We start from the raw sequence: 16,205 nt of genomic DNA on the forward strand, positions 1-16,205 counted from the left end.
CATTTCAGCTCTCGAATTTTAACAAATGCACCGGAATTTCGGCTTGACCCGGAATATCTCTGAAAAACACCGAAAAAGCGGGACCTTCTATGAGGAAGTCCCGCTCCGCTATGACAAAGATACTGCTTTTTACAGCGAAAAGCAAATTGTGTTAAAACAGCCGGAGAGCATTTATTGTCCGCCGGCACACACTCTCCGCCCTTTCAAGGATGCTCCCACAAGTTGCGTGAGAACAGCCTCATTTCCCTTTCCAGACGTCGGGCTGTGCCGGAACCGCCGGTCATGGTGTCCACCACACTCCAAAAACGGACGCTGTGGTTCATCTCGCGGCGGTGGGCCAGCTCGTGCTTGATAACATAATCCACCAAACGGGCAGGAGCCAGCATGAGCCACAAGGACAGATTGATGTTGCCCAATGACGAGCAACTGCCCCATCGGGTACGCACATTGCGGATAGTCACACGACGGTAGTCAATACCATACTGACGGGCAAAGTTCGCCAAACGGCGCGGCAGAACTTCGGCCGCTACAAGGCGCAACACTTCCGTCAGAACGCTGTTACCCCATTCCTGCCGTCCGGGACAATGAAAATCAAAGCCACGCGGCAGACGCACCGTAACGGACGTCCCCTCGCGATGGAGAGTCGCGGTGGCGACATCAGCCTCCTCAAAACGTAAATGCAGGAGGTCCGTGTCAATGCGAAAGTCGTAGTCGATACGGAATTGACGTAAGGCAGCCATAATCTGAAAACGGGCGGAAAGAAATTATTTCCGACAAAGAAAGAAATGACAACATAAAGAAAGAGTCTCACACCGATCAGGCGATGCAAGACTCTTGACGGGGAAAGTTGTTCCACTCCGACTCGAACGGGGACTGAGAGAACCAAAAACTCTAGTGCTAACCATTACACCATGGAACAAACTCGATGTGTCATCGTTAGATAACGGTGCAAAATTACAAAGTTTTTCTTTAAGTGCAAAATATTCAGCCGTTTTTTTTACCTGAAAGAGCTGAGATGTTGCGCACGAGGCCCTCGAATTTCACCCGTTTGACGGCACTGCCCTTGAATAACCTCCGATATTGCTCTACATCCAAAACCTGCCAGTCTTCGGCAGTCATCTGTCTGAGGGCATCAGAGGAAAAAAAATCGGTTACGGATGTGGGAGAGGCAAAGCGGTTCCAGGGACATACCTCGGCACAACGGTCGCAGCCATAAACACAACGGCCCATCAGCGCACCGGTGCCGGCCGGCAGTGCACCGCGGTGTTCGATGGTAAGACATGACAGGCAACGGCGGGCATCCACTTTTCCGCCGCCTGAGAGAGCCTGTGCCGGACAGGCCTCCACGCAACGGCGGCAAATGCCGCAACGTGCTCTCTGCGGTAAATCGTAACAGTCGGCAGGCTGAGTCAATATCAACTCTCCCAAAAAGAAATAGCTGCCGGCACCGGGAATTATCAATTGTCCGTTGTGCCCTGTCCACCCCAAGCCACAACGCACTGCCCAGTAACGCTCGGCAACGGGCGCAGTGTCGCAGAATACTCTTCCGTGGCGGTGCTCTTCCAACCCAATGGCGAAAAGAAGCTCACGCAGCTTCCGGCGCATCACCTCATGATAGTCGCGGCCATGAGCATAACGTGCAAAGGCATAACCGCGAGGCGAAAGTTCCTGTCCGGTGAAATAATTGAGCGCCACCGACACTACGGTCCGCGCGCCTTCCACCAGTCTGCGCGGGTCAAGACGCAAGGTCAGATGATTCTCCATATAGGCCATTCCGGCATGACAACCTTCATCCAGCCAGCGGCGCAACACATCGGCATAATCCGCAGGCAGCGGTTCGGCCGGTGCCAGTCCACAAGCAGAAAAGCCGAGGCGACGGGCCTCGGCTTTTATCTGTTCCGATGAAAGAAATAACGGTGTCATCTTATCTGTTTATATATGCGGTGCCATTCAAAACCTCCGGATTTTCCCTCTCATCCTTTCCCTTATAAAATCATAAGATGAAAGAACTTTGAACTGCCGACGGTTTTTTATGATATCTGCCGGACACTCTAAAGGATTCAGGCTGTTTTCAAAGAAACTCAGTCGAACACTCTGAAGGCGTATCCCTGCGATTGCAGCCATTCTATGGCACGGGGCAGGGCATAGAGGAGTTTGTCGTGGCTCTTAAGCGAGTCGTGAAAAGTAATGATACTGCCCGGGCGGGCGTAACGGCGTACATTCAGCAATACGTCGCGGCCGTTAAGACGGGTGGAATAATCACGCGTCACAAGGTCCCACATCACCACGCGGTATCTCTGTTTCACAAAGATGTATTGCCCCCATTTCATCCAGCCGTGAGGCGGCCTGAAAAGGTCGGTGTGCAGATATTCGTTAGCCCGGTCTACGTTACGCACGTAACTTGAAATCCCATGCCTCAGTCCGCCGATATGGTTGAAAGTATGATTGCCAAGCCGGTGGCCGCGTGCTTTTACCATTTCGAATTCCGCAGGATGCTTGCGTATGTTGTCACCGACCATGAAAAAGGTGGCTTTCACCTCATAGTGGTCGAGCACATCGAGCACCCATGGCGTGACTTCAGGAATAGGACCGTCGTCAAACGTCAGGTACACGGCATGTTCCTCCTTATCCATCCGCCACAAGGCGTGCGGATAGAGCCAACGGAGAAATTTGGCGGGTTGTTCTATCAACATGACAAAATGTTTTGAGCGTCCGGCAAAAGATATTCCGCCGCTGTATAAAAACGGTTTCATGTAACGGCAATATTGAATTACCGTTACATGAAACAGCGGCAGAGCCTGCCTTTTCTTTAATTCATGCCGCTAAAACCGGCACCTGTTCCGCCAAGACCATCACTGCCCAGACCTCCCATATTGAAAGGTACGGCCGGTGCAGGCTCCGACGGTTGCGCATACCATGACTCTACGAGCTGATAAGCGCGGGTGTTCTGCAATCCCAACAGAGTGGTTTCGAATTGTTTCGCTGCCTTTTGGTCTGCCGCGCCCAATATCCGGTAGGCCTGCGTAAGCGCATCAAAAGCGGCGGCAATGGTACCGTGCATCATGTCCATGCGCCGGTCGCTCACAGTGCTTATCCATCTGAGCGTGGCGGCGCCGCGGTTGCCTATGGTCCGGGCTATGCGGACGGCTTCCTTGCTATCGCCGGCGCGGAGCCAGAAATCGGCCAGTTCGATGTCGTTCTCATCGTAGGGAATATTCTCGGGAGGAAGCATTTCCTTGCACTTGCGGAGCACCTCCAGAGCCTTGTCTTTCTTATCCTCCTTGAGGAGCTGACGGGCCAGGATAGTGAACATGCTGCGGTGAGTGCTGCACATCCTGCGGACCGTCTCATCGAGATAAATGCCGGGCTTATTCACGTTACCATACTTATAGCGGTGCATAAGATTGTGATACATCTTGTCCGAATCCACCGTCAGGGCGAACGAACCGTCGCTGTTGCGGGGATGGCGGAACGGCGTAATGCGATAAGCCAGTCCCTCAAGCACGAGATATTCATCAAGACCGGCATAATTCTCGCTGCCGGGTCCGCCCAGCGTGAGCGACATGTACATGGGACGCTGCCAGTCGTTGCGGGCCAGCATCTCGTACACCATCATGCGGCTCTTTGAGATGCGGCTCTTTCCCTTTAAGGAAATGGTAATGTAATCGGGTATGGAATCCTTTCCGTAGGGGAGCGTCATGCCTGAGTTGATGACAGCGGCTTTGTTGACAGGTACCACCACAGAGTCTGTAGGAACGACGCCGGGCTGGTCATTGGCCACACGTCCGCGCACATAGTGGTCGATGATATACTTGAGGTCATAGGTATTCACACCCGTTTTCCGTTTGATTTCATCGAGCTCCTTGCGCATTTCGGGCTTCACGTCATAGGCATCGAAGCCCTCGCCGCGGTTGTCGACGTATTCGTAGCGGCTCCAGGCTATGGGGAGCGGCGCCGACTTGTAAGCCTGGCGGCGCATCTGGTCGGTGTACCAGTCGGTCTGCAAATATGAAAGGTTGCAGACGCGAGCGTCGGTACGCTGTCCTTCTGTTTCCTGGGCATACCACAGGGGGAAGGTGTCGTTGTCGCCGTTGGTGAAGATGATGGGCATACCGGCTTCGGGGAGGGTGTTGAGATAATTGAGCCCGAAGTCGCGGCAGGCATAGCGGTCGGAGCGGTCGTGGTCGTCCCACGTCTGGCTGACCATCTGCAGCGGAACGATGAGGCCGAGCACGGAGGCCACGCCTACGGCGGCGTATTCGTGTCTGACGAACTTGCGCAGGCCTTCGTAAAGGGCTACGACACCGAGGCCTATCCAGATGGCGAAGGCGTAGAACGAGCCGGCGTAGGCGTAGTCGCGCTCACGCGGTTCGGAAGGCGTCTGGTTGAGATAGAGGATAATGGCCAGTCCGGTCATGAAGAAGAGGAAGAAAACCACCCAGAACTGCTTTACGCCCTCGCGTCCCTTGAAGGCTTGCCAGAAGAGGCCGAGAAGGCCGAGGAGGAGCGGCAGGCAGTAGAACACGTTGCGGCCCTTATTGTTTTTCAGATCATCGGGCAGGAGGCTCTGGTCGCCGTAGAGGTAGTTGTCGATGAACGGTATGCCCGTAATCCAGTTGCCGTGGTTCGGGTCGCCCACGCTTTGCACGTCGTTTTGCCGGCCGGCAAAGTTCCACATAAAGTAGCGCCAGTACATGAAGTTCACCTGATAGGAGAGGAAGAAGCGGATGTTGTCGGCCTGCGACGGCATCTCACCCGATGCGTACTCTTCGCCCGTGGGGGTGTTCCATGTAGCTTCAACGGGATAGGTAGTGATGTCGCCGAGCCACGTCTTGTAGTTCTTCTCATGCTGCCAGGAGAAGATGCGGGGGAAGAACATCTTCATGGCGCCCGGATAGATTACGCCCTCCTGCGTCTGCATCTGGTCGTAGCGGTCGGGGTCGCTGTCGTGTTTCTTCTCGTGGCGCTGTACGCGTGTGCCTTCTTCAAACATGACCTCGCGGTCGTAATAGAGGTTGCCCTGCGCGTCGGCGTAAGTGGCGGGTACCATCTGTCCGGTGGCGGGATCGGCCACCATTTTGGTCATGAAACAGGGCTTGGAGGAATAGGCCGGACCGTAGAAGAGAGGTTTCGTGCCGTATTGCTCGCGGCCCAGATAGCTGCCGAGGGTGAAAATGTCTTCCGGAGAATCCTGGTCCATGGGGGTGTTCTGCGTGGAGCGCACCACAATGACAGCGTAGGAGGAATAGCCGATCATGAGCATGAGCATGCAGAGCAGCGAGGTGTTGAGGAACCGCTTGCGCAGCACATATTCATTGTTGCGCCTGAAGCGCAGGAGAAACACCAGAACGGCTGTGAGCACAAGGCCCAGCAGGAAGGCGAACGTGCCATGTCCGGCAAAGAAGGGAATGCCGAGCAGAACTACCGATAGGGTGTAGAGCACGGTTATGAGAAGACGGTCTTTGCGCGTGGTGCTCCATATTGCGGCCAGCACCACTCCGATGAGCACAAGCATGTAGGCTATGAGACCGGAGTTGAAGCCGAGGCCGAGCGTATTGACGAAGAAGAGCTCGAACCAGCCGCCCACTTTAACGATGCCGGGCACAACGCCGTAGAGCACAGCGCCTACGAGCACCAGGGAGATGGCCAGCGCGCCGAGCGCGCCTTTGGCGTTGGCCTCTGGAGTTTTCTTAAAATAATAGACCAGCACGATGGCGGGCAGGCACAGGAGGTTGAGCAGGTGCACGCCGATGGAAAGGCCTGTGAGATAGAAGATGAGCACCAGCCAGCGGTCGGAATGCGGTTCGTCGGCATTGTCCTCCCACTTCAGGATGAGCCAGAAGACGAGAGCTGTCAGCATGGACGAATAGGCGTAGACTTCGCCCTCCACGGCCGAGAACCAGAAGGTGTCGCTCCAAGTGTAGGCCAGCGCGCCTGTAAGGCCGGCAGCCATGATGAGCAGCGTCTGGCGCAGGGAGGTAACAACGCCGTCCTTGCAGATGAGTTTGCGCGTGAGGTGCGTAATCGTCCAGAAGAGGAACAGGATACACGTGGCCGAGAGCAGGGCCGACATGGTGTTGACACACAGGGCCACCTTAGAGGGGTCGGAGGTGAACTGGGTGAAGAAGTTGGCCGTGAGCATGAAGAAGGGGGCGCCGGGCGGGTGGCCCACTTCCAGCTTGTAGGCTGTGATGATGAACTCGGGACAATCCCAGAAACTCGCTGTAGGCTCCACCGTCATGCAATAGGTGAAAGCGGCGATGGCAAAAGCCAGCCAACCGAAAAGGTTGTTTACAATCTTGTACTGTTTCATTGAAAAGTGCAGATACTTATGGAGTTGTTACTATTTTCCTTACAAGGCGCTTTGAATACGCAAAAATTAATACAATTTGCAAAAATAGTGCTTTTTTTTCTTTCACACCGTTTTGCCGTTCTAAAATACCGCTGTCATAACATTCATTAGAGGTTATCACCCTTTTCACTTTAACATATTTAACTTTCAGCAACATTTCAGCATGTTAAAATATAGGTTGCAAGCGAAAAAAAGAAAAAGAACGTATCGGAATTTTAACGCGAATACGGGAAATTTAAATTCCAAGTAATGCTTTTCGGGACAAAAACAAGATGTTTTTCACCTCGGAAAACCTCGGAAAACACGCAAAAAGCGGCCGATTCCGCTAGAACCGGCCGCCTGGCTGTTGCAAAGATACTAAACTTTCCGGCGGAAAGCAAATTGTGTTAAAAGGCGCATCGGGCCTCATGCGGCGCGTACAAAAGACGATGCGGCGCGTCTTCTCATGCAAGGCGCGCCGCACGACATACCCCTTAACGAAAAGAGGAGAAAATCCGCGGAGGCACAGCCTTACGCATACCGGTTCACGCAATCGGCTATAAAACTGACAATGAGCGAAAGCGGCGTTTCATTCTTGCCCATATCTCTGAAGCGGAGAGAGGCCGTGACCTTGGCCGGTTTCTCGCTGTACATCTCAAACGTGGAAAGATTGTCGGAATAATTCTTAAAGGGAGTACGGCTTATTTCCTCACGCATCTCGGCATTCTCGAACAGCGTGCGGAAGTCCACCACCATAAAGGAAGTCTTGCCCTTTATGCGACCGGCGTAATCGGCCTTGGCCAGCGAGGCCGAAACCTTGCCTTCGGGCTTGAAGCCTTCTTCGTTGGAGAAGAAGAACATCTTCTCAGTGGTGCCGAAGGAAACGAATTTCGGATTGTCGGCATAGCGGTCAAGACAGTAACGGAAGTATCCCGTGACAGGATCTCTTGAAAATTCCGGCACAACAGGCGCACGTTCCCAATAGTCATAGGCGTCATCATAATCATAAACCTCAGAGGCCTCAGCCACCGCCACAGAATCGCTCGAAGCCAACCCTGCAGCGGCAGAATTACCGTCTGCCTTGAGGCCCGTTATCTCAGCCATGAGGGCATCAACGGCCGAACGGTTCTTAATATCAACAAAACCACTTAACAACGGATATTTATCGTCCCCGCGGGGCGCTGTCAAGGCAAAGAAGCCCTCACCGCTGACGGCATTCACCACGTCTTCAATCATCCGGGCCTTTTCGGGTTCTTCGTCGAGGAGTTTCCTCACTGCCTCGTTCTTGCATATCATCTTCCAGAAGGCCGGACCGTCAAAACCGAAACCACCTGCGGCGAAAGCTTCCTTCGAAACCTTCTCCAGGTATTTTCCGGTCACTTCCTTCTGTATGTCGGCACTTTCCTTCATTTGTTTTTTAGCCTTGTCGCTCATAGCCAGGGTTTCCATGTAGGCGTCCACACTTTCACTGCCGAAGGAAAGACCTGCCAGAACGGAATAGCCTTCCACATCAAAACCTTGGGTGCCCTTCCTCACGTTCTCGGCCACACTGGCAGGCATCACTTTCATCAGGTTATCCATCATCAGGCACATCGCCACATCATCATCCCGACCGTCCATTTCGGCAAACTCGGGATTGTCGAGAATTGACGTTTTGTCCATTTCATCGAAGCGTTTGCCAAGGTCGCGCGTCACACGGCCGCCTCCTTCAACGTCCACAGCCAGTATGAGCACATCGCCGTTGAAGGCCAAAGCCTCCTTGCCGTCAGGACTGACAAACGTGCGGTAGTTGTCATATTCCTTGAACTTACCCAAATTATCCTCCTCATCGGCCATCATCTCTAGAAAACGGTAGAGGTCATCGTCATCGAGAACCTTGGCCACGAAGCCGGCATAAGGAAAAGATTTGGAAGGGGCATAAATGTAGACAGGCTTGCGCAAATCCACGCCCAGCTCCGAAGGATCGTCCAAAATCTCCTCGATCCGCTTGCAGGTCGAAGAGGAAAAATCCTTGTCGGCGGCCTCAAGTATCTTTTCCTTCCAGTCCTTGACGTCGGAACTGCCCTTCAGCCCCGACTTGTCGAAGATGCTCTTCACGTCTATCTTCACTACACCCGCACAATCTTCGGGCAAAATTCTGGCATGGTCGCCCGAACAGGATGATACGGCAACCGTCACCAGCAACAGCATCAGGCCCGTAAACAAGCCGCGCACATTACTAAAGGAATCTTTCACAATGTTCATAAGAAATATAGATTTTGGTGAATAATTAACACGACTAACCCACGAAATATTTATGTATTTTTGCAAATATAGCCATTTCTAAACAAAAAACCGGAAATTAAACAGCCCTTTACCAACAGAAAAACATATTTTTATCTCATCCAGCCTTACCGCCCTACAGGCACGACAGTCATACGGACGATTTTCAGACTAAAATTTGGCGCGATGGAAAATAAGGCGTATCTTTGCCGCAAGAAACACATATAGAGGACAGCAAATACAAGCAGAAAGGATTCCGCTCGCAGAGGGGCCGGAGTTCTTTCCGTTTTTATCAACGTTCCCAGTAAAAAAGAAAACAATACAATAGAATCATTATGGCTTACATGACACAAGAGGGCTACGACAAAATGGTGGCCCAACTCCGACACATGGAAACAGTTGACCGCCCCGCCGCTTCCGCAGCAATCGCCGAAGCCCGCGACAAAGGCGATCTCTCGGAAAACAGCGAATACGACGCCGCCAAAGAAGCGCAAGGCATGCTCGAAATGAAAATAAACAACCTGAAAGCCGCCATTGCCGAGGCAAAAATCATTGACGCCAGCAAACTGCGCAGCGACATCGTTCAGATTCTCTCCACAGTAGAGATGAAAAACGTCAAGAACGGCATGGTGATGAAATACACCATCGTGAGCGAAAGCGAAGCCAACCTGCGCGAAGGCAAAATATCCTCAACCACCCCTATCGCACAAGGACTGTTGGGAAAGAAAGTAGGCGACGTCGTGGAAGTAAAGATTCCGCAAGGCACCATCCAGCTCGAGATTCTCAACATTTCGGTAGGAAACTAACGGAACTAACGCAAAAAAGTCTGCCGGTATGACCATTTTCTCAAAAATAATCGCGGGAGAAATCCCCTCTTACAAGTGCGCTGAAAACGAAGAGTTCTACGCCTTCCTCGACATCAGCCCCGTAGCACAAGGACACACGCTCGTTGTTCCCAAACGCGAAGAAGATTATCTATTCGACCTCACGGACGAAGAACTGGCACGCATGACTGTTTTCGCCAAGCGTGTGGCCGGCGCCATCAAGGCGGCATTTCCCTGCCGGAAGGTGGGAATGGCCGTTCTCGGCCTTGAAGTGGCACACGCCCACATACACCTCATTCCCCTACAATCGGAAGGCGACATGGACTTCCACAAGGAAAAACTGAAGCTACCGGCCGAAGAAATGGCCCTTACGGCAGCGAAAATCCTGGAGGCCTTCAACCGATAAAAAGCCTGTCAACGCGGCGAACGGCGTTCTTCATTGATATTGCAATAAAGGAAGAACCGTTCACCGCGTTTCTTTTTCCTCCTCTCTCCCACTCTATTCCTTTTCCATCCGTCCATATCATTCTCTCATCTGTCATACGCATGAAAACACGTATTATTTCCCTCGCAACATCCGGTCTGCTGGCTGCAGTCACGGCATCGGCGCAAAACAACGTCGTATGGTTTGACACGCCCACCAGTCTCAACGGCCGCTCCATCTGGTACGGCGGCCATCCCGAGAAGTTCACCAACGGCATCAAGCCCATTAACGCGGGCGACCGCAACTACAATCCCGACAGGGAATGGGAGGAGCGTTCCCTTCCCTTGGGCAACGGCAGCATCGGCGCCAACATTTTAGGCTCCATCGCTACCGAGCGCATCACGCTCAACGAGAAAACCCTCTGGCGCGGCGGCCCAGGAACCGGCAAAGCCGGACAGAAAGGCACACCGGCGGGTGCGGCCAATTACTGGAACATGAACAAACAGTCGGCGCACCTCATTCCTGAAATCCGTCAGGCTTTCGCCGATGGCGACAACGACAAAGCTTCCCGTCTCACGTGGCAGAACTTCAACAGCACCGTGCCTTATGAAGCCACCGGTGAGGAAGAATTCCGCTTCGGCTCATTCACCACGCTGGGCGAGCTCTGCATCGAAACCGGCCTCAACGAAACGGGCGTAACGGACTATCGCCGCGCCCTGTCGGTGGATTCAGCCTATGTTTCCGTAACGTTCAGCACAGACGGCCATACCTACGAACGACAAGCCTTCATCTCGTACCCCGACAACGTAATGGCCGTGCGCTTCAAGGCTGACGGGGAAGGACTGCAGAACCTGCGTCTCGTTTACGAACCCAATCCCGTGTCGGAGGGCAACTTCGTAGCCGAGGGCAACAACGGCCTTTGCTTTTCCGGCATACTCGACAACAACGGCATGAAGTACGTGGTTCGGCTGCAAGCCGTTGCGAAAGGCGGAACGGTAAGCAACACCGGCGGGGCACTCACCGTGAAAGGCGCCGACGAGGTGACATTCCTCCTCACGGCCGACACAGATTACCGCCCGAACTTCGACCCTGACTTCAACGATCCGAAAGCTTACGTAGGCGTAGACCCGTCGGCCACAACAGAGGTGTGGATGAAAGCCGCCTCCAGGAAGAAATTCGACAAACTCTTCAAGAAACATTACAAGGACTACGCCGCACTCTACAACCGTGTGAAGTTCAATCTCGAAGGCAACGCACCGGCACTGCCCACCGACAAACGTCTGAAGGCCTACCGCGAGGGAAACGCCGATCCGATGCTTGAGACGCTCTATTATCAGTTCGGGCGGTATCTGCTCATTGCATCGTCTCGCCCAGGCAACCTGCCGGCCAACCTGCAAGGCATCTGGCACAACAACGTTGACGGGCCGTGGCGCGTGGACTACCACAACAACATCAACCTGCAAATGAATTACTGGCCGGCCTTGCCGACCAACCTCACTGAGTGTGCCGAACCGCTCACCGACTTCATCCGCCTGCTCGAAAAGCCGGGCCGGGCCACTGCCAAGGCCTATTGGGGAGCCCGCGGCTGGGCGGCCGGCATTTCGGCCAACATCTTCGGTTTCACCGCACCTCTTGAAGGAGCCGACATGTCGTGGAACTACAATCCCATGGCGGCCTCGTGGCTGGCCACACATCTGTGGGACTATTATGACTACACGCGCGACACCGACTTTCTGCGACAGACGGCCTACCCGCTCATCAAGGGCTGCGCCGAATTTACCGAGGATTTCCTCTGGCACCGCCCTGACGGCAGCTATACCGCCGCACCGTCCACCTCGCCCGAACACGGCCCGATAGACCAAGGGACAACGTTCACCCATGCCGTGGCGCGCGAAATACTCCTATGCGCCGTCAACGCGGCCAAGACGCTGAAAGTGGACCAGGCCGAAGTGCGGCAATGGCAGCATGTGCTGGACAATATCGTTCCTTACAAGGTGGGGCGTTACGGCCAGCTGCTGGAATGGAGCACCGACATCGATGATCCCAAAGACCAGCACCGCCACGTCAACCACCTCTACGGCCTTCATCCCGGCCATACCATCTCGCCGCTCACTACGCCTGAACTGGCCGAAGCCTCACGCGTAGTGCTCAACCACCGCGGCGACGGAGCCACAGGCTGGAGCATGGGCTGGAAACTCAACCAATGGGCCCGCCTGCACGACGGCAACCGCTCCTACAAGCTCTACGGCAACCTTCTCAAGAACGGTACGGCCGATAACCTGTGGGACGTTCATCCGCCCTTCCAGATAGACGGCAACTTCGGCGGTACGGCAGGCGTCACGGAGATGCTCCTCCAGAGCCACGCCGGCTGCCTGCATCTGTTGCCCTCACTTCCCGATGCCTGGGCCGCCGGAAGCATCAGCGGCCTCCGTGCCCGCGGCAACTTCGGCGTAAGCATCTCCTGGCAGAACGGTCGCCTGAAAGAAGCCGTGGTTACCTCAGGCTCCGGCGAGGCCTGTACCGTACGCTACGGCAACGACACGCTTACATTCCCTACCAAGCGCGGCAAAAACTATACCTTGGTGCTCACCAACGGACATCTCAGTCTGAAATAAGCACCAAGCCGGCACACATACCGGCAACGCCACAAAAATCCCGAAAAGCAACGATGGCTTTTCGGGATTTTTGTGCGTCCAATATACACTCATTCACGCCGTCTACACCGTTTGCGACTTTAACACATTTAACTTTCCGAAACATTCCGGTATGTTAAAACATAGGTTGTGTACAGGAAAAGAGAAAAAGAACGTATCGGAATTTTAACGCGAATACTTGGAATTAAAATTGTAATACGGGGATTTTCAGAAGAGAATACTGCTTTTTTCTCTTTAATTTTGTCAGAAAAGCACTGAAAAAGCGGGACTTCCCCATGGAAAGCCCCGCTCCGCTATTACAAATATACAACATTTTCCGCCGGAAAGCAAGAAATGTTAAAATCGTATTTCCGTGAAAACCATGTTCACTTCACAGTGATGAGGAAGTAATTCTTCTTGCCGCGCTGCACAATGAGGAACTTGCCGCCTACGAAGTCCTCCTCACCGATAATCTGGTCGAAAGCCTGTAACTTCTCCTTGTTAAGACTCACACCGCCGCCTTGCGCCATTTTACGCATCTCGCCTTTCGAAGCAAAACACTGCGTTGTCCCGGCCAGGAGGTCTACGGCTTTGGCACCTACAGCCATAGCCTTCTCTACGGTGAATTGCGGCACACCGTCAAACACGCTCAAAAGGGTCTCCTCATCAAGTTTCAGAAGACTTTCCTTCGTGGCTTTGCCAAAGAGGATATCCGAAGCCTCTACGGCCATTTCATAATCCTCGCGGCTGTGAACCATGCAGGTCACTTCCTCGCCCAAGCGCTTCTGCAACAGGCGACGGCCCGGGTCTTCGCGGTGAGCGGCCACCAGACCGTCTATTTCGTCCTTGGTAAGGGAGGTGAATATCTTGATATAGCGTTCAGCCTCCTCATCGCCCACATTGAGCCAGAACTGATAGAATTTATAAGGCGTAGTGTAGCGGCGGTCGAGCCATACGTTGCCCTGCTCCGTCTTGCCGAACTTCTTGCCGTCGGCCTTCGTAATGAGCGGACAAGTCAGTGCGAAGGCCTCGGCCTCACTGCCCAGTTTGCGGCGTATAAGCTCAGTTCCGGTAGTAATGTTGCCCCATTGGTCGCTGCCGCCCATCTGGAGTTTGCAGCCCTTTTCCTGATAGAGATGCAGGAAGTCGTATCCCTGCAGGAGCTGGTAGGTGAATTCCGTGAAGGAAAGGCCGTCGCTGGCCTCACCGTTGAGTCGGCGCTTCACGCTGTCCTTGGCCATCATGTAGTTGACGGTGATATGCTTGCCTATTTCGCGTGCGAAGTCGAGGAAGGAATAATCCTTCATCCAGTCGTAGTTGTTCACCAGCTCGGCGGCATTGGGCGCCCCGCTCTCAAAGTCGAGGAAGCGGGCCAGTTGCGCCTTGATGCAGCTCACGTTGTGGCGCAGCACGTCCTCCGTCAGCAGATTGCGCTCGGCACTCTTTCCCGAGGGATCGCCAATCATTCCCGTCGCGCCGCCCACGAGGGCCAGCGGCTTGTGTCCCGCGCGCTGAAAGTGGCGGAGCATCATCACGCCGCAGAGGTGGCCGATGTGCAGGGAGTCTGCCGTAGGGTCAATGCCTACGTAAGCCGTCACCGTTTCCCTTTCAAGAAGTTCTTCCGTGCCGGGCATCATTTGGTGGAGCATGCCGCGCCACCGCAATTCTTCTACAAAATTCATGATGTTCTTCTGTTATTTTATCGTTTCTATTGTTTTTGATGATAAATGCAGCCTCCGTCAGGTAACGGAAGCAAAGCGCCTGCCGTTCTCACGGCGTGCAGCAGTCAGTCCGTCTGCCGGAGCATGGCCAGAGCCTCGTCCTCCGCCGCCTCCATGATTTCGCGCTCTCCGGGTCCTTTGTCGTCGATACCGCAGAGGTGGAGCACTCCGTGTATGATAACGCGGTGTAGCTCCTCATCGTAGTCCTTTCCCAACTGTTCGGCGTTGGATCGCACCGTGTCGAGACTGATAATGAGATCGCCGGCAATGACTTCGCCCTCACAGTAGTCGAAGGTGATGATATCGGTGTAATAGTCATGCTGCAAGTACTGGCGGTTCACTTCGAGTATTTTCTCGTCGTCGCAGAATACATAGGCCACTTCGCCCACACGGCGGGCATACCGTCTGGCCACGGCCCTTACCCATGCCGACACTTGCCGGCGGCTGATGGCGGGCATGCGGACGTTGATGGTGTTGTAGGAAATCATCGGATGAATGTGTTTGGAATGAATGAAAAGTGGGGAATAAGCCGAAAGACCTGCCGCAACCTGCCACACAGCCGGCGCGCCATCCGGAGAGCCTGCGCGCGAACTGTCAGAACAACGAAGGCTGAGCCGGATTGCCGGCATAAAAGTCGCGTCCCAAATGCCTGTAAGCCTGCTCCGTCACCTCGCGCCCGCGGGGTGTGCGACGTATGAAGCCTTCCTTGATGAGAAACGGCTCGTACACTTCCTCCAGCGTTCCGGCATCCTCTCCGATGGCTGTGGCTATGGTTGTAATGCCTACGGGACCTCCCTTGAACTTGTCGATGATGGTCAGGAGAATCTTGTTGTCTATCTCGTCAAGCCCGTAGCGGTCAATGTTGAGCGCTTCGAGGGCATAACGGGCGATGGGCGTGTCGATACTCCCGTTTCCCTTTACCTGAGCGAAGTCGCGCACGCGGCGCAACAGGGCGTTGGCAATACGTGGCGTACCGCGCGAACGGCCCGCTATTTCGGCCGCAGCCTCGGCGGTGACAGGCACACGAAGGATGTCGGCCGACCGGCAGATGATGCGCTGCAGCGTGAGGGCATCGTAATATTCGAGATGGAGATTGATGCCGAAACGGGCACGCAGTGGAGCGGTGAGAAGGCCGCTGCGTGTGGTGGCCCCCACGAGTGTGAAGGGATTGAGGTCTATCTGTATGGAACGTGCCGCCGGCCCGCGGTCTATCATTATGTCTATGCGGTAGTCCTCCATGGCGGAGTAAAGATACTCTTCCACCACGGGTGAAAGGCGGTGGATTTCGTCGATAAAGAGAACGTCGTTCGGCTCAAGGCTCGTGAGCAGACCGGCCAAATCGCCGGGTTTGTCAAGCACAGGTCCGGAGGTAATTTTAAAGCCCACCCCCAACTCGTTGGCAATGATGTTTGAGAGTGTTGTCTTGCCCAGTCCGGGAGGGCCGTGCAGAAGCGTATGGTCGAGCGGCTCGCCGCGGAACTTGGCCGCTTCCACGAAGACACAGAGATTCTCCACCACCTTCTGCTGCCCGCTGAAATCCTCAAAGGCCAGCGGACGCAAGGCGTTTTCAAAGTCGCGTTCAGGCGGAGCCGGCGACTGCTGCTCGGCACGTATGTCGAAAGTATCGTCTGTCATATATGGCGCAAAGTTACTGATAATTTGCCACACGCCACCGCTTTGCACGCGCTATTTTAAGCAGGATACCGGTGAGAGGCCGTTTCCCGACATTAACATTTTTAACGTTTCAAGGCAAAGAAATAAAGATTTCCGGATGTGGAAACGATGAAAAAAATACGGGAATACGGCGTTTTTTAATTCGAATACTTGGAATTAAAATTGCAATACGGACTTTTTTTATCGGGAAATGACTGAAAAACAAGAAAAAAGAGGTCTCAAAAACCTCCCAGCACATTTCTCCTACAAAGATACGACATTTTCTTGCCGAAAGCAAGAAAAGTTAAAACGAAAAGGGCAGCCGCGACTAATTGTTAAATCAATAGGCGGAGTCGG

The 16,205-nt window shown here is 54.0% G+C and carries 12 protein-coding genes; 3 read left to right on the forward strand and 9 right to left on the reverse strand.

The annotated features are described in order from the left end of the window. Positions 1-203 precede the first annotated feature (203 nt). The 5 genes from C5S62_RS11650 to C5S62_RS11675 form a co-directional block, all read right to left on the reverse strand. Complete coding sequence (locus tag C5S62_RS11650) at positions 204-740, reverse strand: M48 family metallopeptidase (RefSeq protein ID WP_104405552.1); 537 nt, start codon at positions 738-740, stop codon at positions 204-206. A gap of 244 nt (positions 741-984) precedes the next feature. Then, entirely contained in the window at positions 985-1,923 is a 939-nt protein-coding gene (queG, locus tag C5S62_RS11655; protein ID WP_104405553.1) for a tRNA epoxyqueuosine(34) reductase QueG, read from the reverse strand. Positions 1,924-2,081: 158 nt separating this feature from the next. After that, positions 2,082-2,693 carry a polysaccharide deacetylase family protein gene (locus C5S62_RS11660; RefSeq protein ID WP_104405582.1) on the reverse strand — a complete coding sequence of 204 codons (612 nt, stop codon included), beginning with the start codon at positions 2,691-2,693 and terminating at the stop codon, positions 2,082-2,084. A 116-nt stretch (positions 2,694-2,809) separates the two neighbouring features. Further along, positions 2,810-6,313 (reverse strand): DUF2723 domain-containing protein, encoded by a 3,504-nt coding sequence (locus tag C5S62_RS11665; protein ID WP_104405554.1) that lies wholly within the window; start codon positions 6,311-6,313, stop codon positions 2,810-2,812. 549 nt (positions 6,314-6,862) lie between these two features. Next, positions 6,863-8,575, reverse strand: coding sequence for a DUF4836 family protein (locus C5S62_RS11675; protein ID WP_104405556.1), 1,713 nt, complete (start codon positions 8,573-8,575; stop codon positions 6,863-6,865). Between the two features lie 353 nt (positions 8,576-8,928). Here C5S62_RS11675 and greA point away from each other — a divergent pair, with 353 nt between their 5' ends. Together greA and C5S62_RS11685 are read left to right on the forward strand one after the other, a co-directional pair. Then, entirely contained in the window at positions 8,929-9,399 is a 471-nt protein-coding gene (greA, locus tag C5S62_RS11680) for a transcription elongation factor GreA (protein ID WP_104405557.1), read from the forward strand. A gap of 28 nt (positions 9,400-9,427) precedes the next feature. Further along, on the forward strand, positions 9,428-9,823 hold the full coding sequence (locus C5S62_RS11685; RefSeq protein ID WP_104405558.1) for an HIT family protein: 396 nt from the start codon (positions 9,428-9,430) through the stop codon (positions 9,821-9,823). Here C5S62_RS11685 and C5S62_RS13650 read toward each other — a convergent pair. Beyond that, positions 9,813-9,965: a hypothetical protein gene (locus tag C5S62_RS13650; RefSeq protein ID WP_172486005.1), complete on the reverse strand. Its 153-nt coding sequence runs from the start codon at positions 9,963-9,965 to the stop codon at positions 9,813-9,815. The genes C5S62_RS11685 and C5S62_RS13650 overlap by 11 nt on opposite strands. Between C5S62_RS13650 and C5S62_RS11690 the strand changes: the two genes are divergently transcribed. Continuing rightward, positions 9,964-12,456, forward strand: a complete 2,493-nt coding sequence (locus tag C5S62_RS11690) for a glycoside hydrolase N-terminal domain-containing protein (RefSeq protein ID WP_104405559.1) — start codon at positions 9,964-9,966, stop codon at positions 12,454-12,456. The genes C5S62_RS13650 and C5S62_RS11690 overlap by 2 nt on opposite strands. A 404-nt stretch (positions 12,457-12,860) precedes the next feature. Here the strand turns inward: C5S62_RS11690 and tyrS are convergent, their stop codons facing one another. From tyrS to ruvB, 3 genes are all read right to left on the reverse strand, one after another. Further along, positions 12,861-14,156 carry a tyrosine--tRNA ligase gene (gene tyrS / locus C5S62_RS11695; protein ID WP_104405560.1) on the reverse strand — a complete coding sequence of 432 codons (1,296 nt, stop codon included), beginning with the start codon at positions 14,154-14,156 and terminating at the stop codon, positions 12,861-12,863. 104 nt (positions 14,157-14,260) lie between these two features. Next, on the reverse strand, positions 14,261-14,683 hold the full coding sequence (gene ybeY, locus C5S62_RS11700) for an rRNA maturation RNase YbeY (RefSeq protein WP_104405583.1): 423 nt from the start codon (positions 14,681-14,683) through the stop codon (positions 14,261-14,263). 106 nt (positions 14,684-14,789) lie between these two features. Then, complete coding sequence (gene ruvB, locus C5S62_RS11705) at positions 14,790-15,830, reverse strand: Holliday junction branch migration DNA helicase RuvB (RefSeq protein ID WP_104405561.1); 1,041 nt, start codon at positions 15,828-15,830, stop codon at positions 14,790-14,792. Positions 15,831-16,205: the final 375 nt, after the last annotated feature.

It is taken from the genome of Prevotella sp. MGM2 (assembly GCF_002933955.1).
Lineage (GTDB): Bacteria > Bacteroidota > Bacteroidia > Bacteroidales > Bacteroidaceae > Alloprevotella.

Bases quoted from the DNA above. Each gene is read 5' to 3' on its own strand.
- C5S62_RS11665 (WP_104405554.1), bottom strand. From the start codon at position 6,313: ATGAAACAGTACAAGATTGTAAACAACCTTTTCGGTTGGCTGGCTTTT.
- ybeY (WP_104405583.1), bottom strand. From the start codon at position 14,683: ATGATTTCCTACAACACCATCAACGTCCGCATGCCCGCCATCAGCCGC.
- C5S62_RS11650 (WP_104405552.1), bottom strand. From the start codon at position 740: ATGGCTGCCTTACGTCAATTCCGTATCGACTACGACTTTCGCATTGAC.
- ruvB (WP_104405561.1), bottom strand. From the start codon at position 15,830: ATGACAGACGATACTTTCGACATACGTGCCGAGCAGCAGTCGCCGGCT.
- C5S62_RS11690 (WP_104405559.1), top strand. From the start codon at position 9,964: ATGAAAACACGTATTATTTCCCTCGCAACATCCGGTCTGCTGGCTGCA.
- C5S62_RS11660 (WP_104405582.1), bottom strand. From the start codon at position 2,693: ATGTTGATAGAACAACCCGCCAAATTTCTCCGTTGGCTCTATCCGCAC.
- greA (WP_104405557.1), top strand. From the start codon at position 8,929: ATGGCTTACATGACACAAGAGGGCTACGACAAAATGGTGGCCCAACTC.
- queG (WP_104405553.1), bottom strand. From the start codon at position 1,923: ATGACACCGTTATTTCTTTCATCGGAACAGATAAAAGCCGAGGCCCGT.
- C5S62_RS11685 (WP_104405558.1), top strand. From the start codon at position 9,428: ATGACCATTTTCTCAAAAATAATCGCGGGAGAAATCCCCTCTTACAAG.
- C5S62_RS13650 (WP_172486005.1), bottom strand. From the start codon at position 9,965: ATGCGTATGACAGATGAGAGAATGATATGGACGGATGGAAAAGGAATA.
- C5S62_RS11675 (WP_104405556.1), bottom strand. From the start codon at position 8,575: ATGAACATTGTGAAAGATTCCTTTAGTAATGTGCGCGGCTTGTTTACG.
- tyrS (WP_104405560.1), bottom strand. From the start codon at position 14,156: ATGAATTTTGTAGAAGAATTGCGGTGGCGCGGCATGCTCCACCAAATG.